This is a genomic window from Centipeda infelix ATCC 43532 (genome assembly GCF_000234095.1).
GTDB classification, from domain to species: domain Bacteria; phylum Bacillota; class Negativicutes; order Selenomonadales; family Selenomonadaceae; genus Centipeda; species Centipeda infelix.
This window is the reverse complement of the sequence record NZ_JH376797.1, coordinates 594,425-616,966: the sequence shown is the minus strand read 5'-3', so window position 1 is coordinate 616,966 and position 22,542 is coordinate 594,425. Positions and strand designations below refer to the sequence as shown.

Sequence of the window (22,542 nt, the reverse complement as noted above, 5' to 3'; positions counted from 1 at the left end):
AACGTATATATGCTATGATAAAAGCGGCTATGTGTGTACGAAAAACCTGTCAGGGGGTATTAGTGTGAAGAAGACCAGAATATCCACACGGCGTCAATCCGAAATCTTGCAATATATCAAAGATTTCTTGGTGGAGAAGGGATATCCGCCCTCGGTGCGTGAGATCGGGTCGGCGGTCGGACTGAAGTCCAGTTCGACGGTGCACCGATATCTCTCCATGCTTGAGGAGAACGGGGCAATCCGCCGTGATGCGACAAAGCCCCGCGCGATTGACATCATGGGTGAGAATCCGTGGGGGCGTACGATCCCCGTTCCGCTTGTCGGTGTTGTGACGGCGGGCGAGCCAATTCTCGCGGAGCAGAATGTCGAGGATGTGTTTTCCTTCCCGCGTGGACTGATCGGTACGGCAGAGGATGTATTTATGCTGCGCATCCAAGGCGACAGCATGATTAACGTCGGTATTTTCGATCGGGATTTCGTCCTTGTAAAACAGCAGCCGACCGCGAACGACGGTGATATCGTGGTGGCACTTGTGGACGGCGAATCGGCAACGGTGAAACGTTTTTTCCGCGAGAAGAACTGCATTCGCCTCCAGCCGGAGAACGACTCGATGGAGCCGTTCTACGAGACGGATGTGCAGATTCTCGGCAAGGTCATTGGGCTCTATCGGCATATCTGAGTTTTTGGGGGGGCGCTGTGCGAAAAGCATGGTGCTCTCTTTTCATTTGCATGGAACAATGATATAATAATTCTGTTTTTCTGTCATTTGAGAGGTGACTATGGCAAAGAATTTACGCAGCGGCTATACGACGGGTGCATGTGCGGCGGCGGGGGTCAAGGCTGCGTTTCTCTTTATGGCGGGGGCGGATTGGAATACGGTTGACCTGACTGCGCTCGACGGAACGCCTCTGACGATTCCGGTGAAGTCTGTCACGGAGACGGCGGAGGGGATTCGGGCCGAAGTGGTGAAGTTTTCGGGCGATGACCCCGACATCACAAATGGTGCCTCTGTGTTCACAACGGTCGCACTGCGTGATGAGACAGGGATCGAATTCTGTGCGGGCGAGGGTGTCGGCACGGTGACGAAGCGCGGCATGAGTCTCCCCGTCGGCGAGCCGTCGATCAATGAAGGTCCACGAAAGCTGATTCGCAACGTCATCGAGGAGATGACGGGGCGTACCGATACAGGTGCACGCGTGACGATCGCCATTCCCGCAGGTGTGGAGCTAGCGAAGAAAACCTTGAACCCTGTACTTGGTATCGAGGGCGGAATCTCCGTGATCGGAACAACGGGGGTTCTCCGTCCAATGTCGGAGGAAGCGTTCAAGGATTCCCTTGTGCCGCAGATCGATGTGGCACTTGCGGCGAATGAGCCCGTGCTCGTATTCGTACCCGGCAAGATCGGGGAGAAAATCGCGCTCTCGCTCGGCGTACCGCAGACGGCGCTCATCGAGACGAGCAATTTCATCGGGTTCATGTTGGATCGCGCGGCAGAGCGCGGAGCAGAGCGCATCCTCATCCTTGGCCATACAGGCAAGTTGGTGAAGGTGGCGGCGGGGGTATTTCACACGCACAACCGCATTGCGGATGCACGCCTTGAGACGCTTGCTGCCTATGCTGCGGCTGAGGGGCTGCCACAGGATGATGTGCGCGCCGTCCTCGCGGCAAATACGACGGAGGATGCGATGGAGGTCATCTCTGGCGCAGGGCTGATGGATCGCGTTTGTTCCGTAATCGCGGAGCGCGTCCATATACGTGCGGAGCGCTATCTCTTTGGCAAGGTTCAGGTCGGTGCGCTGATGGTAAACTTTGCGGGAGACATTCTCGGTGCGGACGAGCGGGCACGTTCCTTTGCACGCTCTTATGGATGGAGACTTGAGCAGTGATGCATAAAATTATTGTCGTTGGGATAGGCCCCGGAGATCCCGCCTATCTGTTGCCGAAAGCACAGAAAATGATCGAAAAGGCGCGTATCCTTGTCGGGGGACGACGAGCACTTGCGGATTATTCGCACAGTGGGGCGCGTGAATGCGTCATTGGTGCGGATATTCCGGGCGTGCTTGCTTTTATTCGGGATGCTCTTGCAGAGGATGATGTGGTGGTCATGGTCTCGGGCGACCCCGGCTACTACTCTTTGCTCGATGCCCTGCGGCGCACATTTTCCGTTGGACAGATCGAGGTCGTTCCCGGAATCAGCTCGCTGCAGCTTGCCTTTGCACGGCTCGCGCTGCCATGGCATGATGCGCGGCTTCTCAGCTTTCATGGGCGTGAACCTCTCGAAACGGAACTTGTCCGTACGGACGGTGCTGTGCTCGGGATGCTGACGGACGGGCGCAGCAATTCGCAAACGATTGCCGCACGACTGCTTTCCCGTGGATGGCGGGAGGGAGACATCATGTATGTCTGCACACGGCTTTCGTATGCGGACGAGCGCGTGATAGAAACAACTTTGGGGGCGGCACAGAACGATGAAGGCATCGGACACGGTGTGATCGTTGTCTGCGCACAGGAGGAGGAGCTATGAATCTTGGAATCAAGGATGAGGTATTTGTACGCGGCAAGGTGCCCATGACAAAGGAGGAGATTCGCATCCTCACTCTCGTCAAGGCACAGATCGCGCCGGATGCCATCGTCTACGATGTCGGCGCGGGGACCGGATCGCTTTCGATCGAGGCGGCGCGGCTTGCACCTGCGGGACATGTGTATGCAATTGAGAAAAATCCCGAGGGTATCGGTCTGATTACGGAGAATGCAAAGCACTTCGGTGTGGAGAATATAACCGTCGTCGATGGAGCAGCCCCTGCTGCACTGGAGGGACTGCCCGCACTCGATGTGGCTCTGATTGGCGGCAGTGGGCGCAAACTCGCGGACATCCTGGACATCATCGGGGCGCGTCTGTGTCCTGCAGGGCGCATTGTGACGAATGCGATTACGATGCAGACGGTTGCCGCCTGTCTGGATTATTTTCATGCACATGCAGATCGCTATACCTATGAGGCGATACAGGTGCAGATCAGTCGGTTGGAGCGCGTCGGTCCGTACGATATGGCAAAAGCGCTCAATCCTATTTATATCATAACCGCTCAAAGAAAGTGAGGCATATATATGATTCATATTGTTGGTGCGGGCCCCGGTGATCCCGAACTCATCACGGTGAAGGGCGCACGTTATCTCGCGGAGGCGGATGTCGTTATCTACGCTGGCTCGCTCGTCAATCCTGCACTCCTCGATATGTGCAAGGAGGGCGCGGAGATTCACAACTCGGCGCATATGACCTTGGATGAAGTCGTAGAGACCATTGCCAAGGCGGAGTCCGAGGACAAGATGACCGTGCGTCTGCATACGGGAGATCCCGCGATCTACGGAGCGATTCAGGAGCAGATGGACGCGTGGAAGGAACGCGGATTTGACTACGACGTTGTACCGGGGGTCAGTTCCTTCCTCGGAACGGCGGCGGCACTGCGGCAGGAGTACACACTGCCCGGCATCTCACAGACGGTCATCATTACGCGCAACGAGGGACGGACACCCGTACCCGAGCGTGAGAAACTGCGCAGTCTCGCCGCGCATCATGCGACCATGTGCATCTTTCTCTCGATTGCAATGATCGAGGATGTTGTGGCGGAACTCATCGCGGGCGGATATGAGGAAACTACGCCGATTGCCATTGTGCAGCGTGCGACGTGGCCGGAGCAGAAAATCCTGCGCGGTACACTTGCGACGATTGCGGCGCAGGTCAAGGCGGAGGAGATCGACCGCACGGCGATGATCGTCGTCGGGGACTGCCTTGATACGGAATATGATCTTTCGCAGCTCTATGCGCCCGGATTTTCGCATATGTTTCGGGACGCGAAGTCGTGAGAACGGCTCTTTTTGCACTGACCGCGGGCGGCGCACACCTTGCTTTGCGCCTTTCCGGCGCAGTGGAGGGCGGCGGAATCATTTATCTGCCCGAGCGTTTGCGTGACAGCATCGCGACGGCGCATGAGACGGTGTATTTCACGCGTCTCGCAGATGCCATAAAGACGGCGTTTGCGCGCTATGACGCGCTGATATGCGTGATGGCGACGGGGATTGTTGTGCGTATGCTTGCGCCGTATGTGGAGAGCAAGCTGTATGACCCCGCTGTGCTTGTCTTCGATGAGGCTGGGCGGCACGGCATCAGTCTCCTCTCGGGACATATTGGTGGTGCGAATGAACTCACACGCAGGCTCTGTGCGGCGGTGGGGGCTGATCCCGTCATCACGACGGCGACGGATGTGACGGGGGTTCTTGCACCGGATGCGATGGCGGCGCGGTTGGCACTGCGTCCCGTGCCAAAGTCGGCGATCCAGGTGCTCAATACGGCACTGCTTGAGGGGAAGGAACTCTCGTATTACATTGCGAGTGACCTTCCTCACGCTGCGTTCTATGAGGCACAGCTGCGCGCGGAGGAAATACAGACGCGCCTTTTTCGGGGGGAAATACCGCCCGTGGGGGCGGATGAATACCGCGTCGTTATCTCGTGTGCGGAGGATATGCCGAAGGAGTATGAGCCGCGTACGCTCTACCTCGTGCCGCGTCGTCTGATTGCAGGTGTCGGCTGCCGTGCGGGAGTACCTGAGGCGAAAATCCTGCGTGCACTGACGGAGGCGTGCAGTATGATTGGACGCGAGCCGTCCATGATCGACCTTTTTGCAAGCACCATAGTCAAGAGGGATGAGGACGGTTTGCTGGCAGCTGCGGCGACCCTCGGGCGGGAAATTCATTTCTACCCGAACGAGGAACTTGCGGCGATGATTGAACGATATGGGCTCGCGGAGTCCGATTTTGTCCGACAGACGATCGGTGTCGGCAACGTATCCGAGGCGGCGGCACTTTGTGCGGCAGGACAAGAAGGCGGGCGCATGGCGCTCGGAAAAACATCATTTGGGAAAGTGACGGTGGCACTCCTATGGGAAAAATAAGTGTTGTGGGCATCGGCCCCGGCAGTCTGGATGATATGACCTATCGTGCGCGTCGCACAATCGAAGAGGCGACGACGGTGGTCGGGTACAAGCGATATGTGGATCTGATTGCGGAGCTGGTCGAGGGGAAAACGGTGCTCGATACGGGGATGACGCAGGAGATTGACCGCTGTCGCGCGGCACTCAAGGCTGCATCGGAGGGAGAGACGGTCGTCGTTATATCGAGCGGCGATGCCGGTATCTATGGCATGGCGGGACTGGTTCTCGAACTGCTCGTGAAGATGGATGAAGCGGAGCGTCCCGAGTTTGGCGGGGTCATTCCCGGTGTCTCTGCGATGAGCGCGGCGGCAGGACTTCTCGGTGCGCCCATTATGCATGATTTTGTCGTTATCAGCCTCTCCGATCTGCTCACACCGTGGGAGATCATTCAGGAGCGTGCGGAGCTGGCGGCACAGGGCGACTTTGTCACGGCACTCTATAATCCGCGCAGCAATAAGCGCGTGGGGCAGATCAATGCGGTGCAGGAAATTTTTCTGCGCCATCGCGCACCCGAAACTCCCGTCGGCATTGTAACGGGGGCAAGCCGTACGAATGAGGCCGTGTTGATCTCGACGCTCGGTGAATTTACGAAGGAGGACATCAATATGTTCTCGCTTGTCATCATTGGCAACTCGAAGACGCGGCAGGTGGGTGACTGGATGATTACGCCGCGCGGCTATCAGAAGCGGGAGCCGGGGCTTTGATATTCACAGCAGCGGGAACGCAGGACGGGCGTGAGATCGTGCGCTGCCTCTGTGCGGCAGGCTATGATGTGGCTGCGTCGGTGGTTAGCTCCTATGGGCAGCAGCTCCTTGCAGAGCAGAGGGAAAAGGCCATCGGTCATCTGCTCATCAACGATACACCGCTCGATGAGGATGGGCTCCGCGTTTTTTTCAAGGAGCACGGTATCCGCGCCTTTGTAGATGCAACCCATCCCTACGCCGTCAATGTCTCACGCAATGCCATGACAGCATGCACGGCGGAGGGGATTCCCTACATCCGCTTTGAGCGCGATCTGACGAATATTTCATATGAAAATGTGCATCTCGTACACTCCTACGAGGAGGCGGCAGAGACGGCTGCACGGCTTGGGAGAAACGTATTTCTGACGACGGGCAGCCGCAATCTGGAACGCTTTGTGCGGGCAGAGCCGCTGGCAGACTGTACGCTGATTGCGCGTGTCCTGCCGACGGCAGATGTGATTGCCCTCTGTGAGGGGCTTGGCCTGACACCGGCACAGATCATCGCAATGCAGGGACCGTTTTCGCGCGAGCTGAATCGTGCAATGTATGAAAAGTACAAAGCGGATGTCATTGTGACGAAGAACAGCGGGACGATTGGCGGTACGGATGCAAAATTCCAAGCAGCGGAAGATTTGGGCCTGCCTGTCATTGTGATTGATCGCCCCGTGCTCGATTATCCGCATTTGGCACATACCTTTGAGGAAGTAAAGCAATTTGTCGATTCGGTGATGGAATCGTAGAAATCGGAGTTTTTTTCATGGACTTTATCAAGGCACCAATGGCAATTGAAAACCGTAGCATGGAGCTGATTGCCCCCCATCTGGCGGAACTGCATCTGGATGAGCGCGCGACGAAGCTCTATTCGCGCCTGATTCACGCCTCGGGTGATGTCGGCTATGCGCCGATCACGCGTGTGCATCCCGAGGCGATTGACCGCGCCATCGAGGCACTGAAGGCAGGCGCACACATCTACACGGATGTTGAGATGGTGCGTACAGGCATCAACAAGAAGAAGCTCGCATCCTTCGGCGGTGAGGTACACTGTCTGGTCGCTGATCCAGAGATTGCCGCTGAGGCAAAGGAGCTTGGAATTACGCGTTCCATGGTCGCCATGCGTCGATTTGGCAAGGATCTTGACGGCAGTATCGTCGCTATCGGCAATGCTCCTACGGCACTCTTTGAGGTGCTGCGCCTTGTGCGTGAGGAGGGGATTCGTCCTGCGTGTATCGTGGGAATCCCTGTCGGATTCGTGGGTGCTGCGGAATCCAAGGCGGAGCTTGCAGAGAACGGGATTGTCCCGTACATCACAGTTGAGGGAACGAAGGGCGGAAGTCCAATCGCAGCAGCGGCGATCAACGCGCTCATGTATACCATTGACAATACACGTCCCTAAGGAGAAAACTCATGCAGTGGAATATTCCGCGCATTGTCATTGCGGCGACACAGTCGGGCGGCGGCAAGACGACACTTGTGACGGGGCTTCTCGCGGCTCTGCGCGCGCGTGGTCTTTGTGTGCAGTCGTTCAAGGTGGGGCCGGACTATATCGATCTTGGCTATCACCAACTCGCGAGCGGCCGTACGGGACATAATCTCGACACATGGCTTGTTCCCAAGGATCGGCTGACGGAGATTTTCGCACGCGAATGTGCGGGTGCGGATATCGCCGTCATCGAGGGTGTCATGGGGCTCTATGACGGCGGACGGCGCGGCATCAGCTCGACTGCTGCAATTGCAAAGGCTCTGGGCGCCCCCGTCCTCCTCGTCATTGATGCAAAGTCGGTTGGTGCATCGGCGGCAGCGACGGCACTCGGTTTCCGCACCTATGATCGCGAACTGAATCTTGCGGGAGTCCTCCTCAACCGTCTTGGCAGTGAGACGCATGAGGAGATGATCCGTGAGGCGATGTCAGGCATTGATCTGCGTGTCTACGGTGCGCTGCGCCGAGATGCCGCACTGGCACTGCCCGAGCGACATCTTGGACTGACCCCTGTCGAGGAACATGCGGCGGCGGAAACGGTTCGCGCCGTGAGGGCGCGTGTAGAGGCGGGGCTGGATCTGGACGGGATTCTGGAACTTGCTCGCGGTGCCGAACCGCTGACGATTGCAGAGGACAGAAGCGAGAAGAAAACCGTTCCCGTGCGTATTGGTGTCGCGCGGGACGAGGCGTTTTCGTTTTACTATGCGGCAAGTCTTGCAGAACTTGAGGTGCGCGGCGCGGAGATTGTAGAGTTCAGCCCCCTGCATGATGAAACACTGCCCGACGTGAACGGCATCATCATCGGCGGGGGCTTCCCCGAGATGTTTGCGGGGCGGCTTTCTGCAAACACCTCCATGCGTGCCTCCATTCGTCGTGCGGCAGAGGCGGGAATGCCCGTCTACGCCGAATGCGGCGGCTATATGTATCTGATGCGGTCGCTTGTCGATTTTGCGGGTGCAGAGCATGAGATGGCAGGGGTATTCCCCCTGCGTGCACGCATGACGGAGAAACTGCAGATGGTCGGCTATGTGGAGGCGGAGCAGACCGTGGATACCGTCCTTGGCTCTGCCGGGCTTCTTCTGCATGGGCATGAGTTTCACTTCTCCGTTGAGGAGACGGATGGGACGGCTGAGATTGTGCGTCCATTTCGCTTCACGAAGCTGCGCAACGGAGCGCAGTATGCGGCAGGATGTATCTATAAGAACGCGCTTGGCAGCTATCTGCATCTGCATTTCGCGGGATGCAGTTCGGCTGCCGAGCGTTTTGTGGAGGCATGTTGCAGATGGGGCAGATAATTCTTGTCACGGGCGGCGTCCGCTCTGGAAAATCTGCATTTGCCGAGCGTTATGCCGCGCATTGTGCCGCAACGCATGGGACGCAGGTTGCCTACATTGCGACCGCGCAGGTCTACGATGCAGAGATGCAGGTGCGTGTTGACCTTCACCAGTCCCGCCGGCCTGCAGACTGGGCGACCTATGAAGCCCCCTTTGATACAGAGAATGCCATTCGTGCCGCAGGAGCGGAGCATGGCGTGATTCTCTTCGATTGTATCACCATGTTTCTGAGCAACGATATGCTCCAATATTCCGAGGAAGAACAGGAACGGGATGCCTTTTCCCTCCATGTGGAGGAGCGGATCCAAGCACTCATTCAGGCGGCTGAGGAGGTCGATGCAACCACGATCTTTGTGACAAATGAGGTGGGGGCGGGCATCGTTCCGGAGCATCGTCTCGGGCGGCTCTATCGGGATATGGCGGGACTCGCAAATCAACAGATTGCGCGGAGTGCGACAGAGGTCTATCTCGTCACCTGCGGGATTCCCGTAAATATTAAGAAACTTGCGGAGGCGATCTGATGGCAAAGAGCATTATGCTGATGGGCACGAGCTCCCATGTTGGTAAAAGTATTCTGACAACGGCTCTTTGCCGCATCTTTCATCAGGAGGGGCGGCGCACTGTTCCGTTCAAAGCACAGAATATGGCGCTGAACTCCTATGTCACCCTTGACGGGCGCGAGATGGGGCGCGCGCAGGTCGCACAGGCGGAGGCGGCGGGACTTGCCCCCATGGTCGATATGAACCCTGTGCTTCTGAAACCGACGGGAAACTCCCAGTCGCAGGTCGTCATTATGGGCGAACCGGTCGGAAACATGAGTGCACGCGAATACCATAAGGGCTACTCACTCAAGGCGTGGGGGGCTGTCGAAGAGGCACTTGATCGCCTCCGTGCGGAATACGATCTGCTCGTGATTGAGGGAGCAGGCAGTCCCGCCGAGATCAATCTCAAGGCGAATGATATCGTCAATATGCGTGTGGCGAAGCATCTGCAAGCCCCCGTCCTCCTCATCGCGGATATCGACCGCGGCGGTGCGCTTGCCTCTCTCGTTGGGACCCTTGAACTGCTTGACGCAGAGGAACGTGCCCTCATCAAGGGGCTTGTCATCAATAAATTCCGTGGGGATGTGACGTTGCTGACCCCTGCGCTCGACTTCCTTGAGAAAAAAACGGGTAAGCCCGTACTCGGTGTCGTTCCGCATATCGAACAGCTCGGCATCGACGAGGAGGATTCGGTATCTCTGGATGAGAAACGTTATGGAGATACTTCCGCGCGTGACGATCAGTTGAAAATCGCAGTCATCCGTACGCCAAAACTCTCGAATTTTACGGATTTTGATGCACTTGCGGGTGAGCCGGATGTCGCGCTTTACTATGTGACAACTCCCGATGAACTCGGTTCACCCGATCTCATCCTGCTGCCGGGCTCAAAGAACACGACGGAGGATCTGCTCTACATCCGCGAAACGGGGCTTGAAACCGCGATTCGGGAGCGTGTGACGGTGGGTACGCCGCTCTTTGGTATCTGTGGTGGCTATCAGATGCTTGGCAAAGTTGTACGTGACCCGCTGCATACAGAGTCAGAGCACGACGAGACAGCAGGATTTGCTTACCTTCCGAGTGAGACGACGTTTGCGGCGCAGAAACGTCTGCGTCAGGTGACAGCATCCGCGGATTTTAGTTTTCTTGGGGCGCACATTTTCGGGAGAAATCTTCTTGGCTATGAGATTCATATGGGGCAGACGGACTTCTTGGAGAAGACCATTCGTCCATTCCATATTGCTCAGGAAGATCATTTTGTGTCCGACGGTGCTGTTTCGTCCGACGGGCTTGTCATAGGTACATACATTCACGGCATCTTCGACGACGACGATTTTCGGCGCAGTCTGTTGAACCGATTGCGCGTACAGCGCGGTTGGTCGGAAATACCTGTGCAGTACCGCTATCGTGAGGAGAAGGAACGTGCCTATGACCGCCTTGCGGAGACGGTGCGTGCGAGCCTCGATATGGAGAAGCTGCAGGCGATTCTGGAGGGGGATCGATGATCCCTGCCTCGCTCATTGCCATGGCGGCATTCTTTCTCGATACCGTGCTTGGCGACCCGCAGTCGCGCTGGCATCCCGTTGCGGTACTTGGTCGTCTGATCGGTTGGTTGGATCGACTGCTCTATCCCACAAACGGAAGCGATCAGCGTAAATTTGCGATGGGGGCATTTCTCACTCTGCTCGTACTTTGTATATCTTACGCATGTGCAGAGGGGCTGCTGCTTGCGGCTCGCGAGCTTCCCGTTGCGTGGGGCGCGGATCTGGTCAGCATGATCCTGCTCTACTTCTGCATTTCGCCGCGTATGCTTGCAAAGGCGGGGCAGGACATTCACGCACTGCTGGTCAAGGGCGATCTTGCAGCGGCACGGGAGCACGTCGGCTACATTGTTGGGCGTGACACGGCACAGCTCGATGAGGCGGATGCGGCGCGCGCGGCAATTGAGACCGTGGCGGAAAATACGGTGGACGGTGTGATAGCACCGCTCTTCTTCTTTGCGTTCGGCGGTGCGCCGCTTGCCGTACTCTATCGTGCGGCGAATACGATGGATTCCATGCTTGGCTACAAGAATGAGCGCTACCTTTACTTTGGGCGTATGGCGGCACGTGTGGACGATGTACTGAACTTCGTCCCGGCACGCATCACGGGGATGCTCTTTGTGATGGCGGCGTACCTCCTCGGCTATGATGGACGCAACGCGCTGAACATCCTCGTGCGCGATGCGGCAGGGCATCCGAGCCCGAACGGCGGTCATGCGGAGGCCCCAGTTGCGGGCGCACTGCATATCCGTCTTGGCGGTGTGAATTATTATTTTGGAGAGAGGCATTTCCGTGCCTATATGGGCGATGCGCATATGGATATCTCGGCGAAACACATCCTTGGAGCGATTCGTCTCATGTATACAGCAAGTGTACTCTTCCTGCTCTTTTACTATCTATTTTCTCTCTACCATAGAGGCGTTTCATGAACTCTTTTCTGGTCGGTCTTCAATTTCTTACACGGATTCGTATTGTGCGGCAAACCGTATGGACTGCGGAGGATTTCGGGCGCAGCACGCGATTCTTTCCTCTTGTCGGCCTTGTGCTTGGGATCTGCTACGCGTTTGCCGCATGGATTCTCGTCTCTGTTCTTGGAATGCGGGCACTCACTGCTGCGCTGTTGCTGATCCTGCCCCTTCTCTTGACGGGCGGTCTCCATGCGGACGGCTTTATGGATACGGCGGATGGCGTGTTCTCGGGGCGCGAACGCGAGCGCAAGCTTGAGATCATGAAGGACAGCCGTGTCGGCTCGTTCGGTGTCGTGGCCTTTGTCCTGCTCATGTTCCTTCAGTTTGCACTGCTTCTTGATATGAGTCCGCCTCTTCTTGTACCCGTGTTCTTCGTCATGCCGATCATCGGCAGGATGGCGATGGTGCTTGCCGTTTCGTGCTTTCCCTATGCACGCGCGGACGGCATGGGGAAGACGTTCGCGGATATGGCGGATCGCGGGACTGTTGCGATTGCTGCCGTTACGACCTCTGTACTCGTTATCCCGATCGGACTCCTCGCGACGCTCGCACTTGTGCTCGGCATTGTCTTCGCACTCCTCTTTTGCCGCTGGATGACCGCGATTCTCGGAGGCGTGACAGGAGATGTCTATGGTGCTGCAACCGTACTCACGGAGACCATTGTCCTCGCGGTATTTTCACTAGCTTCATCTTATTCAAATGTTTGGGGGCTCTTATGGAGATAATTGCAAAAGCGCCGGCGTCCTGTGGCGAACTTGTGGAAGGTGTCCTCGATGGGACACCCTTCCTCGTGACTGCACCAATCAGTATGTATGCCGTGGCGACGGTTTCCGATGCGTTTACGGGGATGCACGGGCTTGGTGCAAAGGCAGAGGAGGCAGTGGCGCGAACGCTTGCGTACATCGGACAGGATTCCCTTCCGTTCGGCATCTGTTTGGCCTCTGAAATTCCTCAGGGAAAGGGCATGGCATCCTCGAGTGCGGATATCGCGGCAGTCGCTTATGCGACGGCACGCAGCTTTGGTCGGGAGCTTACGGGGCGCGAGATCATGGCCATCGCTATTGCCATTGAGCCAAGCGATGGCATTGCGTTTGGGGGGCTGTCCCATGTCAGCCATACGACAGGGGAACTCTTCGGGCAGTATGGCAATGTCCCGCTCCTTTCCATTTCGATTTTCGATGTGGGAGGAACGGTTGACACGATTACATATTATAAAAGTAAGGGAAATCGCGGAAATCAAGATGCGGCATATCGGCAGCTTCTTCATATGGTGGATCAGGCGTTTCGCGCGGAAGGACATCGGAAGGAAATGTTGCTGGGTCAGGTCGCGACGGGAAGTGCACGGCTCAATCAGGAGCATTTGGAAAAGCCTCATTTGGAGGACTTCATTGTTTCTGCCCAGCGATGGGGGGCACTCGGAACCCTTGTCGCACACAGTGGAACCGTGGTCGGTGTTCTCTGGGCGTCGGATCTGCAGGAGCGGGATGTTGTGCAAAAGACGCTGAAACTTGCCGCGGAGTTTGATGGACGTTACCGTTATATGCAGACGGTGCGCCTGATTTCCGGCGGTGTTGTCTGTGAGATTCGACCATAATTATATAAGGGAGAGAGGAAGATGACAGAAATCATCATCATCCGACATGGGGAGACAGAGTGGAATCAAACGGGACGCTTTCAGGGACACTCGGATGTGCCGCTCTCGGAGACGGGGCGTACACAGGCAGAGGCACTTGGGCGGAATCTCGCTCTTGATCATGTGGATGCCGTCTATGCGAGTGATCTCACGCGCGCAATGGAGACTGCGGCACCACTTGCTGCGCGGTTCGGGTTAGGAGTTATTTCAGATCCTTTGTTGCGCGAGCTAAATTTCGGCGCCTGGGAGGGGCGGAGCTTCAGCGATGTGAATGCAGAAAATCCGAATGCGATGAAACAGTTCTACAACGATCCCGAGTGTGCGGATATTCCAGACAGCGAGCCATTTCCGGACTTTCAAAAACGCGTGGCGGGGCGTGTGCGTGCGATTGCAGAACTGCATCGCGGCAAACGCATTGTCATCGTCTCACATGGAGCATCCATCCGCATCCTGCTTGCCGATATTCTTGCCATGCCGATTCGTTCGATATGGCATATATCCCAGCTCAACACAGCAGTCAACAAGATTCGTTTCGAAGACGATGGCTTCGCCATTGTGACATTGATGAACGATACCTCGCATCTGCGCGGAGTTGGACAATGAATCTCCTAGCCGTTGGGCTTGGCGGCGCACTCGGTGCTGTTTGTCGCTATCTCCTCGGGCAGGTTGTTCCGAAATTGGACTGCGGCTTTCCACTCGGCACGTTTGTGGTCAATCTGATTGGCTGTTTTGGCATTGGACTGATTGTTGGCTTTGTCGGAAGACATAGCGGCCTTGACCCGCGTCTTGTGCTCTTTTTGCAGACGGGGATCTGCGGCGGTTTTACGACGTTTTCCACATTCTCTCTTGAGACCCTCACCCTTCTTGAGGAGGGGTTGTACACGGTCGCGGTTCTTTATATCGTTTTTAGTATAGCACTCGGACTTTTTGCCCTGTTTGCAGCAAAACATATTGTCAGCGGTTGATATATGTGACAGAGAGAAAAATTTTATTTGCGTGTGAGGGATTCGCGTGTTATACTGTTACTCAGATTGTGTGGATAGGATTATGTATGTGTAGATTCATTGAGAATCATTACACAGTGCGGTGAGGTTTATGGAGGTTATTTTAGCTGAGCATTTGGGCTTTTGCTATGGTGTAAAACGCGCCATTGAGATTGCCCGACAGAATGCCTCCACAGATGGTACATCCAGTACGTTAGGTCCGATCATTCATAATCCACAGATGGTGGAGCGCCTGAAGAATGAAGGCGTTGGCACTGTTGGCTCACTCGATGAGATGGAGGATGGGCTCGTCATCATCCGCTCACATGGTGTGGGACCGGAGGTGTATGAGAAGGCAGAGTCTCGCGGGGTGGAACTCGTGGATGCGACCTGTCCGCATGTCAAGAAGGCACAGCTCTCAGCAAAACTGTTATCCGAGGAAGGGTATACAGTTGTCATTATCGGAGAGAAGAACCATCCGGAGGTCAAGAGTATCTTCGAATGGACGGCACAGGATGCTTATATTATTGAGACTGAGGCAGAGGCGGATGCACTGCCGAGTATCGGAAAACTCGGCGTCGTTTCGCAGACCACGTTCTCGGGCGAGAAGTTTCGGAGTATTGTATCGCATCTTTTGGAAAAGTCGCGTGAGATCAAGATCCTGCGTACGATATGTACAGCGACGGATCTGCGCCAGACTGCGGCTCTGGAGCTTGCCGAGAATGTCGATGTGATGATTGTGGTCGGCGGCAAGAACAGCGCAAACACATCGCGTCTTGCCCAGCTGTGTGCTACGAAGTGCAAAACATACCATATCGAGACTGTGGCGGAGCTGCAGGATGATTGGCTTAAAAATGTTAATAAAATTGGTATTACAGCCGGTGCTTCAACGCCGGACTGGATTATCAAGGAGGTTTATAAACAGTGTCAGAACAGAGCATGAAGGAACTTTTGGAACAGGAAGATATGCCCGATATCCAAGAGCGTACGGTTGTCAAAGGGGTCGTTGTTCAGGTATCCCGTGATGAGGCGTATGTCGATATCGGCTACAAGCAGGAGATTCCTGTCTCCAAGAGGGATCTTGCCGTTCCTGCGCCGGACGACGCACACGATGTTGTGAAAGTCGGCGATGAGATTGATGTTTACATCAAGTCGCTTGGCGGCGATAATGGCGGCAGCCTTTCCAAGGTCGAGGCCGATAAGATGGCTGCATGGAAGGACATCGAGGAGATTCAGGCGAAGGGCGAGACCGTCGAGGCAAAGATCGCCAAAGAGGTTAAGGGCGGTCTCGTTGCATACGTCATGGGTTTGCGCGGCTTTATTCCTGCCTCTCAGATGGAGCTCCACTTTGTCAAGGATCTCGCAGTCTACGTTGATCAGACGGTTGAGACAGAGATCATCGAGATCGATGTTCAGAAGCGTCGTCTCGTCCTTTCGCGCCGCAAGCTTCTCGAGCGTGATCGCGCGGAGAAGGAGGAGGCGGTGTTCTCGGCCATCGAGCCTGAGATGACTGTGCGCGGTACGGTCAAGCGCCTTGTCGACTACGGTGCATTCATTGATATCGGCGGGGTGGACGGTCTTGCTCACATCTCTGATCTCGCATGGCATCGCGTGAAACATCCGTCGGAGGTGCTCGAAGTTGGGCAGGAGCTCGACGTCTTTGTTAAGAGTGTTGACCGCGACGCAAAGCGCATCTCTCTCTCGGTTAAGGATACCCTTCCGGATCCGTGGGTAGAGAAGGCAGAGAAGTACGCCGAGGGCGATTTCATCGAGGGCAAGATCATCAAGTTGACGGACTTCGGTGCGTTCATGGAGATCGAGCCGGGCTTTGATGGTCTTATTCCGATGGGGGAACTTGCCGAGAAGCGCATCGAGCGTGCAGACGAGGCCGTCCATACGGGCGATATCGTGACGGTCAAGGTGCTTCGCATCGACACGAAGCGCAAGCGCATTTCACTTTCGATCACCAAGGCGAAGCGTGACGCGGACAATGCTGATATCAAGAAGTATGTGGATGAGCACCAGGCGGAGCAAGCTGAGGCGAGCGAGAATACGGAAGGTCAGGTCGAGGCACATCTCGACTGGCTGAAGTAAGATTTGTAAATAAGTTCATACGATAGCAGAGGAGTGATGAAATGTCACTCCTTTTTCATGGAGAAAGGGGGGTATATGGCGAAAGGATATCCAGGGGTTATTCTGCGTGTTCTTGAGGGCAGCATTGCCGAGGAGTTGGAACTCGTACCGGGGGATAAGATCCTTTCGGTCAACAATATGCCCCTGCGTGACATCATTGACTTCAGCTTTGCGATGGCAGATGAGGAGATTGAACTTCTTGTGGAGCACGCAGATGGGGAGCAGGAGCTCATTGCCTTCGACAAGGACTACGATGAGGACTTTGGTGTGGAGTTCGAGCGTGCGGTTTTTGATGGAATCCGGCCCTGTGCAAATCATTGTTATTTTTGCTTTGTCGATATGATTGCGCCGGACATGCGCCACAGTCTCTCTGTCAAGGATGACGACTATCGCCTTTCCTTTCTCTACGGGAATTTCGTGACGCTCACAAATATGGGAGCAGCGGATTTCGCGCGGATTGAACGATATCATCTCTCGCCGCTCTACGTGTCCGTGCAGTGCACAAATCCTGCGCTGCGTGCCGAGATCCTGCGCTATAAGGGGGCGGCGGATATTCTCGGGCAGTTGACGAAACTGGAGAATGCGGGGGCAGACTATCATACACAGGTAGTGCTCTGCTATGGACTGAACGATGGAGAGGAGCTTGAGCGCACAATCCGCGATATCACAGAACGCCGTCCCCATGCGCTCTCGCTTGCAATCGTGCCTGTGGGATTAACAAAGCACCGTACGGATCCGTTTCCGCTCATCCAGTTTGATCGCGCTGGTGCCGCACGCGTAATTGATCAGGTGGAGGCATGGCAGGAGAGGATGCGCGCAGAGGAGGGGCGCACCTTTATCTATCTTGGCGATGAGTTCTATTTTCTGGCGGGACGTGAGGTCCCACCCGCCGAAATGTACGACGGCTTTCCTCAACTCGACAACGGGATCGGACTGACGCGAAATTTTATCGAGGAGTGGACGGCTGCCGATGACTGCACAAATACCATGGATGAGGATTCCAAACTCGTCGTTATCAGCGGCACGGCGGTCGCACCTGTGATGGAGCGCTTGGCGCGCGAGCTCGACCCCGATGTGCGGCGCATTCATGTCCTTCCTGTTATCAATGAACATTTCGGAGCGACGGTCAATGTGTCAGGACTTCTTACGGGGCATGATATAGCGGAAGCACTTCGTAAGTTCCCGCATTCTGTGGATGGTGTGCTGATTCCTGCTTCCTCTCTGCGTGAGGGCGAGGATGTGTTCCTGGACGATATTTCTCTTGATGCAATGCAGAAAGAGTTTCCGCATATCCGTATCGAGCCGGTGGCGACGGGACGCGACTATCATGAGGCACTCACGGACTGGGGACATTACCATCGTGAGCGTCTGAGTGGGGGATATACATGGCAGAGCAATGCGGGATATACAAAACCCGCCGCTGCACACTAAAGAATTCGTGAGAGGAGCGAAAAACGATGAGCAAACCCATTGTGGCAGTGGTCGGACGGCCGAATGTCGGTAAATCAACGCTGTTCAATCAAATCGGCAAGAAGCGTGTGTCGATTGTCGATGACATGCCGGGGGTGACGCGCGACCGCATCTATATGGATGCGGAGTGGCTGAACCACGAGTTTACAATAATTGATACGGGCGGCATCGAGTTTGACGAGAGTGACCATATCCTTCGCTCCATGCGCAGTCAGGCAGAGCTCGCGATGGAGGAGGCGGATGTCATTCTCTTCCTCGTCGACGGACGTGCGGGGCTGACCTCCTCGGACGAGGAGGTCGGGCGGCTTCTGCGGCGCACACAAAAGCCCGTGATTCTTGCGGTCAACAAGATTGACAGCTTTGAGCGTGAGGCGTTGATCTACGACTTCTATTCGCTCGGTCTGGGTGATCCGATTCCCATTTCGGCATCCAATGCGATGAATCTCGGCGACCTTCTGGATGCTGTTGTTGCAGCATTTCCCAAAGAGGCAGAGGAGAATATCGACGCGGATGAAATTGCGATTGCAGTGGTTGGTCGTCCGAATGTCGGCAAATCCTCACTTGTAAATCGTCTGCTCGGCGAGGAGCGCGTCATTGTCAGCGATGTGCCCGGGACGACCCGCGACGCGATTGACACACACTTTACGCGGGATGGGGCGAAGTATCTTCTCATCGATACCGCGGGGATGCGCCGCAAGGGGAAGATCAGCCTGCCCGTGGAGCGGTACAGCGTGATGCGCTCCCTGCGCGCCATTGACCGCGCGGGCGTCGTTCTCATGGTCATCAACGCCGCCGAGGGAATTCTGGAGCAGGATACAAAGATCGCGGGCTATGTCCACGAATCCGGCAAGGGCGTTATTATCGTTGTGAACAAATGGGATATCTTCCCCGAGAAAAATGATAAATCGACGCTTCGCTTCACGGACGATCTGCGTGAAAAACTGGGCTTTCTCCAATATGCGCCGGTTCTCTATACATCAGCGCTCACGGGGCAACGCGTCGAGCGCGTGACAGAGCTTGTCAAATACGTTGCAGAGCAGCAGTCCATGCGCATCAAGACAAGCGTACTCAACGAGCTGATTCGTGATGCCGTCTCGGTCAATCCGCCGCCGACGAAGAAAGGAAAGCAGCTCAAGATTCTCTTTGTCACGCAGGTTGGAATCACACCGCCGACGTTCATCATATTTGTGAACGATCCCGAGCTCATGCACTTTTCCTATCTGCGATTCATCGAGAACCGTCTGCGCGAGAGCTTCGGTTTCGAGGGGACACCGCTCCGCCTTGTTGTGCGTGCCCGCAAGGAGGAAGAGTGATGATGGACTACCTTCTGACGGGCGTTATTGCCTATCTGGTCGGCTCCATTCCGAGTGGACTGATTCTCGGGAAACTCTTCTGGCATACGGATCTACGGAAGTATGGCAGTCATAACATCGGTGCGACAAATGCGTGGCGAACGCTCGGGAAAGTTCCCGGCATCATCGTCTTCCTTGCGGACAGCCTCAAAGGACAGGCAGGTGTTTTACTGGGACTCTCCCTTGTCGGAACCCCGCTTGCCGCGGTCATAGGCGGCCTTCTTGCCATAGTCGGACACAGTTTCTCGTTGTTCCTGCGGTTTCACGGGGGAAAAGGGGTTGCTACCTCACTCGGCGTTCTGACCATGTTGATGGGAAATGTGACCCTGATCGTCTTTGTCCTTTGGTTTACGATTGTCTATATGACACGTTATGTTTCTCTTGGCTCAGTTGTCGCAGGTGTCATTACACCGATTCTTGCCGCCCTGTTTGCATATCCGATGGAGTATATCGTGTTCACGGTGATTGCGGCACTGCTTGTCATTGTCCGCCACCGTGAGAACATCAAGCGACTGATGAACGGGACGGAAAATAAAATTTAGTGCGTACTGCTATTTGGCGATTTCTTTCACATATGATATACTTAGATCGTTATAAAAGCCTTTCTATCCATTGAAGGAGTTACTCATGAAAATTGATATGACAGGTGTTTATCTCGTTCGTGAGGAGATTTTGCCGAAGGCAATCAAAAAGACCATCCTCGCAAAGGAACTCATCAACAGTGGAGAAGTGCGTACGGTCAACGAGGCGGTTGTCAAGGCAAATCTCAGCCGCAGTGCCTATTACAAGTATAAGGACTATGTGTATTCCTTCTTTGAAGCGACGCGCGATAAGATTGTCACGCTCTCTATGCTGCTCCGCCATCGGCGTGGTACATTACAGGCGGTTCTGCAGGTTATCGCAGAGGAGGGGGGCAATGTCATGACCATCGATCAGGGGTTTCCCACACGCGGAGCTGCGACGGTGAACATCTCCCTTGAAACGGCAAAACTGCATAACGGCTTGCAGTCGCTGCTGGAAAGGTTGGATGTGGTCGACGGTGTGGAAAAACTCGAGGTCATTGGACAGGCTTGACATGGGGGATAAAATTCGGTGAACACAATCAAAATTGCACTTCTCGGAGCGGGGACGGTTGGCTCGGGGGTAGTGCGTACACTCTCGATCAATGCGGCTACGATCACGGAGCGCTGTGGTACACGCATTGAGATCAAGAAGATTCTCGTGCGCGATGCAAAAAAACATCGTCCGGAAGCCGAGGGAATTCCACTGACCGATAACTTCGACGAAATTCTGAATGATGAGGAAATTTCCGTTGTTGTCGAAGTTATGGGCGGTCTTGTCCCGGCGAAAGACTATATGCTGCGTGCGATGGCGGCGGGAAAGCACGTCGTTACGGCGAACAAGGATGTCATTGCCGAGCATCTCTCCGAGCTCTATGCCACGGCAGGTGAGAATGCGGTGGATTTTCTCTATGAGGCGAGTGTCGGAGGTGGTATCCCGATCATCAAGCCGCTGAAGGAATGCCTGACGGCGAACAGCATCACGGAGATCATGGGCGTTGTCAACGGAACGACGAACTATATGCTGACGAAGATGACGGAAAAACATATCAGCTATGATGCCGTGCTGCGCCGTGCACAGGAAAAGGGCTATGCAGAGGCAAATCCGTCGGCGGACGTGGACGGTCTCGATGCGGCGCGCAAGGCGGCAATCCTTGCCTCGCTCGCCTTTGACACGATCATCGGTTTTGAGGATGTCTCCGTCGAAGGAATTTCGCATATCACTGAGGACGATATCGAATACGGGCTCAATCTCGGCTATGTCATCAAACTTCTCGCCGTCGGACGCAATACGGAGGAGGGGATTGATGTGCGCGTACATCCCGTCTTCCTGCCAAAGACGCATCCGCTTGCCTCGGTGAACGGCGTGTTCAACGCGATCTTTGTGCGCGGCAACGTGCTTGGCGACGCGATGTTCTATGGGCGCGGCGCAGGTTCTCTGCCGACCGCATCGGCGGTCGTTGCGGACATCATCGAGATTGCGCGTGATATTGTCTCCGGTACGACCGGGCGGATGAAGTACAAGGTCGGGGAGAAGAAGAAGCTCTGCCCTGTGGAAAAGACAAAGTCCTCTTACTATTTGCGTCTCGTTGTTGCGGATGAGCCGGGCGTTCTCGGCGAGATTGCAACGACCTTTGGACGTGCAGGCGTCAGCCTAAAATCCGTAATTCAGGCGCGCTGGACGGAGGAGGGCGATGCGGAGATCGTTGCCGTGACCCATGTGGTGACACATGCGGCTGCCTCCGATGCCGTGGAGAAATTACAGGCACTTCCTGTCGTGCGTGAGGTGCGAAGCCTGATCCGCGTTGCGGACGGACAGGAGGATTTGTTATGAGCGAACGCTCCGTACGGGTTCGTGTTCCGGCGACGAGCGCGAACCTCGGTCCGGGCTTTGATGCACTGGGTATAGCCTGTACGCTCTACAATGAGATGACACTGACACTCACGCATGAGCCCGGGCTTCATATTTCAGCGCGTGGCGAGGGTGCGGCATATATTCCGGGGGACGAACGCAATATCGTGTGGAAATCCATTCAGTACCTTCTGGAGCGTGCGGGGCGTGTGGATGAGTTTCAGGGTGCACGGATTCGCATGAGTAACCGTATCCCCCTTTCACGGGGGCTTGGGAGCAGTGCGACGGCGATTGTCGCGGGACTCACGGCGGCAAATGCACTTGTGGACAGCCCGTTCAGCCGCGATGATCTCCTGCAGCTTGCAACGGATATCGAGGGACATCCCGATAATGTCGCACCCGCAATCTATGGCGGCTTTACGGTGAACACGGTGACAGATGGTCATGTGGAGTGCTTTTCCTTTTTGCCACGCATCTTCCTGCGCCTTGTCGTTATGGTGCCGGACTTCTATCTCTCGACGAAATCCGCGCGGCAGGTACTGCCGTCTGAAGTCCCGATGAAGGATGCCGTGTTCAATATCAGCCATGCAGCAATGATGGTTGCGGCTCTTGCACGCGGCTCGGAGAAGCATCTGGAGAACGCCTTTGCCGATGCGCTTCACCAGAACTACCGAGCTCCGCTCATTCCGGGGATGTTTGATGTCTTTGCCGCAGCAAAGAGGGCCGGTGCATACGGAGCAGCGCTCAGCGGAGCGGGGCCCTGCCTGATCGCTTTTGTTCCTGAACACCGCAAGTGTACAGAGGAGGTTGCAGCGGCCATGCAGGAAGCCTTCCGTGCCTATGAAATTGAGGCGCGTCCGCTGCACCTGCGACTTGATACGAAGGGCGCACGCGTTCTGCGCCGCAGGGATATGAACGCAAAACGGTGATTTTGCCGGTCTTACAGATCATTTTTTGAATGACTGTAAGACC

At 55.6% G+C, this 22,542-nt stretch carries 25 protein-coding genes; all 25 read left to right on the top strand.

The genetic code is table 11. The features are described from left to right. Positions 1 to 64: 64 nt before the first annotated feature. The 25 genes from lexA to thrB all read left to right on the top strand — a co-directional run bounded on the left by lexA (position 65) and on the right by thrB (position 22,499). Complete coding sequence (lexA, locus tag HMPREF9334_RS03095; protein ID WP_006692042.1) at positions 65 to 679, top strand: transcriptional repressor LexA; 615 nt, start codon at positions 65 to 67, stop codon at positions 677 to 679. Between the two features lie 100 nt (positions 680 to 779). After that, the gene (gene cbiD, locus HMPREF9334_RS03090; RefSeq protein ID WP_006692041.1) at positions 780 to 1,886 is read left to right on the top strand and encodes a cobalt-precorrin-5B (C(1))-methyltransferase CbiD; all 1,107 of its coding nucleotides are present in this window, start codon (positions 780 to 782) and stop codon (positions 1,884 to 1,886) included. After that, entirely contained in the window at positions 1,883 to 2,524 is a 642-nt protein-coding gene (cbiE, locus tag HMPREF9334_RS03085; RefSeq protein ID WP_156792900.1) for a precorrin-6y C5,15-methyltransferase (decarboxylating) subunit CbiE, read from the top strand. Before cbiD ends, cbiE begins: the two co-directional genes overlap by 4 nt. Next, a complete protein-coding gene (gene cbiT / locus HMPREF9334_RS03080) occupies positions 2,521 to 3,096 on the top strand; it encodes a precorrin-6Y C5,15-methyltransferase (decarboxylating) subunit CbiT (protein WP_006692039.1) in 576 nt (191 codons plus the stop codon). The genes cbiE and cbiT overlap by 4 nt, the downstream gene beginning before the upstream one ends. A 9-nt stretch (positions 3,097 to 3,105) precedes the next feature. Then, positions 3,106 to 3,861, top strand: a complete 756-nt coding sequence (gene cobM / locus HMPREF9334_RS03075) for a precorrin-4 C(11)-methyltransferase (RefSeq protein ID WP_006692038.1) — start codon at positions 3,106 to 3,108, stop codon at positions 3,859 to 3,861. After that, complete coding sequence (locus HMPREF9334_RS03070; protein ID WP_006692037.1) at positions 3,858 to 4,946, top strand: cobalt-precorrin 5A hydrolase; 1,089 nt, start codon at positions 3,858 to 3,860, stop codon at positions 4,944 to 4,946. Before cobM ends, HMPREF9334_RS03070 begins: the two co-directional genes overlap by 4 nt. Continuing rightward, the gene (gene cobJ / locus HMPREF9334_RS03065; RefSeq protein WP_006692036.1) at positions 4,934 to 5,689 is read left to right on the top strand and encodes a precorrin-3B C(17)-methyltransferase; all 756 of its coding nucleotides are present in this window, start codon (positions 4,934 to 4,936) and stop codon (positions 5,687 to 5,689) included. Before HMPREF9334_RS03070 ends, cobJ begins: the two co-directional genes overlap by 13 nt. Further along, positions 5,686 to 6,468 (top strand): precorrin-6A reductase, encoded by a 783-nt coding sequence (cobK, locus tag HMPREF9334_RS03060; RefSeq protein WP_006692035.1) that lies wholly within the window; start codon positions 5,686 to 5,688, stop codon positions 6,466 to 6,468. The genes cobJ and cobK overlap by 4 nt, the downstream gene beginning before the upstream one ends. Before the next feature lie 17 nt (positions 6,469 to 6,485). Then, positions 6,486 to 7,121 carry a precorrin-8X methylmutase gene (locus HMPREF9334_RS03055; RefSeq protein ID WP_006692034.1) on the top strand — a complete coding sequence of 212 codons (636 nt, stop codon included), beginning with the start codon at positions 6,486 to 6,488 and terminating at the stop codon, positions 7,119 to 7,121. A gap of 11 nt (positions 7,122 to 7,132) precedes the next feature. Further along, positions 7,133 to 8,500 carry a cobyrinic acid a,c-diamide synthase CobB gene (locus HMPREF9334_RS03050; RefSeq protein ID WP_006692033.1) on the top strand — a complete coding sequence of 456 codons (1,368 nt, stop codon included), beginning with the start codon at positions 7,133 to 7,135 and terminating at the stop codon, positions 8,498 to 8,500. Continuing rightward, complete coding sequence (gene cobU / locus HMPREF9334_RS03045; protein WP_006692032.1) at positions 8,488 to 9,060, top strand: bifunctional adenosylcobinamide kinase/adenosylcobinamide-phosphate guanylyltransferase; 573 nt, start codon at positions 8,488 to 8,490, stop codon at positions 9,058 to 9,060. Before HMPREF9334_RS03050 ends, cobU begins: the two co-directional genes overlap by 13 nt. Then, the gene (locus HMPREF9334_RS03040; protein WP_006692031.1) at positions 9,060 to 10,583 is read left to right on the top strand and encodes a cobyric acid synthase; all 1,524 of its coding nucleotides are present in this window, start codon (positions 9,060 to 9,062) and stop codon (positions 10,581 to 10,583) included. Before cobU ends, HMPREF9334_RS03040 begins: the two co-directional genes overlap by 1 nt. Further along, complete coding sequence (gene cbiB / locus HMPREF9334_RS03035; protein ID WP_006692030.1) at positions 10,580 to 11,548, top strand: adenosylcobinamide-phosphate synthase CbiB; 969 nt, start codon at positions 10,580 to 10,582, stop codon at positions 11,546 to 11,548. The genes HMPREF9334_RS03040 and cbiB overlap by 4 nt, the downstream gene beginning before the upstream one ends. After that, positions 11,545 to 12,312: an adenosylcobinamide-GDP ribazoletransferase gene (gene cobS, locus HMPREF9334_RS03030; RefSeq protein WP_006692029.1), complete on the top strand. Its 768-nt coding sequence runs from the start codon at positions 11,545 to 11,547 to the stop codon at positions 12,310 to 12,312. The genes cbiB and cobS overlap by 4 nt, the downstream gene beginning before the upstream one ends. Then, entirely contained in the window at positions 12,303 to 13,181 is an 879-nt protein-coding gene (locus HMPREF9334_RS03025) for a GHMP family kinase ATP-binding protein (RefSeq protein WP_006692028.1), read from the top strand. The genes cobS and HMPREF9334_RS03025 overlap by 10 nt, the downstream gene beginning before the upstream one ends. 21 nt (positions 13,182 to 13,202) lie before the next feature. Next, entirely contained in the window at positions 13,203 to 13,823 is a 621-nt protein-coding gene (locus HMPREF9334_RS03020; RefSeq protein WP_006692027.1) for a histidine phosphatase family protein, read from the top strand. Next, positions 13,820 to 14,185, top strand: coding sequence for a fluoride efflux transporter CrcB (gene crcB / locus HMPREF9334_RS03015; protein ID WP_006692026.1), 366 nt, complete (start codon positions 13,820 to 13,822; stop codon positions 14,183 to 14,185). The genes HMPREF9334_RS03020 and crcB overlap by 4 nt, the downstream gene beginning before the upstream one ends. 130 nt (positions 14,186 to 14,315) lie before the next feature. Further along, positions 14,316 to 15,146 carry a 4-hydroxy-3-methylbut-2-enyl diphosphate reductase gene (gene ispH, locus HMPREF9334_RS03010; RefSeq protein WP_006692025.1) on the top strand — a complete coding sequence of 277 codons (831 nt, stop codon included), beginning with the start codon at positions 14,316 to 14,318 and terminating at the stop codon, positions 15,144 to 15,146. Next, positions 15,143 to 16,297, top strand: a complete 1,155-nt coding sequence (gene rpsA, locus HMPREF9334_RS03005; RefSeq protein WP_006692024.1) for a 30S ribosomal protein S1 — start codon at positions 15,143 to 15,145, stop codon at positions 16,295 to 16,297. Before ispH ends, rpsA begins: the two co-directional genes overlap by 4 nt. A 75-nt stretch (positions 16,298 to 16,372) precedes the next feature. Continuing rightward, positions 16,373 to 17,767 (top strand): DUF512 domain-containing protein, encoded by a 1,395-nt coding sequence (locus HMPREF9334_RS03000; RefSeq protein ID WP_039957177.1) that lies wholly within the window; start codon positions 16,373 to 16,375, stop codon positions 17,765 to 17,767. A 26-nt stretch (positions 17,768 to 17,793) separates the two neighbouring features. Then, positions 17,794 to 19,119 (top strand): ribosome biogenesis GTPase Der, encoded by a 1,326-nt coding sequence (gene der / locus HMPREF9334_RS02995; RefSeq protein WP_006692022.1) that lies wholly within the window; start codon positions 17,794 to 17,796, stop codon positions 19,117 to 19,119. Next, a complete protein-coding gene (gene plsY, locus HMPREF9334_RS02990; protein WP_006692021.1) occupies positions 19,119 to 19,700 on the top strand; it encodes a glycerol-3-phosphate 1-O-acyltransferase PlsY in 582 nt (193 codons plus the stop codon). Before der ends, plsY begins: the two co-directional genes overlap by 1 nt. A gap of 85 nt (positions 19,701 to 19,785) precedes the next feature. Beyond that, a complete protein-coding gene (locus tag HMPREF9334_RS02985) occupies positions 19,786 to 20,232 on the top strand; it encodes an ACT domain-containing protein (RefSeq protein ID WP_006692020.1) in 447 nt (148 codons plus the stop codon). 18 nt (positions 20,233 to 20,250) lie between these two features. Further along, positions 20,251 to 21,552, top strand: coding sequence for a homoserine dehydrogenase (locus HMPREF9334_RS02980; RefSeq protein ID WP_006692019.1), 1,302 nt, complete (start codon positions 20,251 to 20,253; stop codon positions 21,550 to 21,552). Further along, on the top strand, positions 21,549 to 22,499 hold the full coding sequence (thrB, locus tag HMPREF9334_RS02975) for a homoserine kinase (RefSeq protein ID WP_006692018.1): 951 nt from the start codon (positions 21,549 to 21,551) through the stop codon (positions 22,497 to 22,499). The genes HMPREF9334_RS02980 and thrB overlap by 4 nt, the downstream gene beginning before the upstream one ends. The last annotated feature ends 43 nt before the right edge of the window (positions 22,500 to 22,542 follow it).